The sequence below is a fragment of the Affinundibacterium seohonense genome, from assembly GCF_014284305.1.
Lineage (GTDB): Bacteria > Pseudomonadota > Gammaproteobacteria > Burkholderiales > Burkholderiaceae_D > Undibacterium > Undibacterium seohonense.
Map to the genome: position 1 here is coordinate 1 of NZ_JACOFW010000084.1, position 532 is coordinate 532.

The 532-nt window shown below is 44.9% G+C and carries 1 protein-coding gene; it reads left to right on the plus strand.

Going from position 1 to position 532, the window contains the following annotated elements; translation table 11 throughout:
* Window positions 1-526, plus strand: a 526-nt coding sequence (locus H8K52_RS20650; RefSeq protein ID WP_186924796.1) for a type VI secretion system contractile sheath domain-containing protein, incomplete at its 5' end; no start/stop codon positions are given.
* Between the last annotated feature and the right edge of the window lie 6 nt (window positions 527-532).

A 532-nucleotide genomic window follows, 5' to 3' on the forward strand; every position in this document is an offset into this window, starting at 1 on the left:
AATCACGGATAGACGTGCGAACGAACTGACGAATCTCGGCTTCATACCGCTTTGCCACTGTAAAGGGTCAACACACGCTGCTTTTATCAGTGCAAATACCTGCTTCATACCAAAGAAGTACTTCGACAATAGCACAAATGAACATGCCAGAATCTGCGCAAAATTACCCTACGTCCTAGCGGCATCTCGCTTCATGCACTACATCAAAATCATCATGCGTAACAAGTTAGGCGGATTCCTCTCGCGTGACAAAGTAGAGGATTCTTTAAATGATTGGATCTCCGACTACGTTTTCGACGATACGTCAATTAGCATCAATGCAAACAAGCCATTGCGAAATGCCAAAGTAATTGTAACCGATGAGCCAGGATCGCCAGGCGCCTATACCACCACTGTTTTTCTGCAGCCACATTTCCAACTCCCCTTGTTGACGATCCCGATGAAATTTGAAATTCATTACAATTCGAATTTCGAATTTCTCATGTCGAATGGGGTGCCGGCAATGTTGACGCCCATCCAAAATTGACCAGGT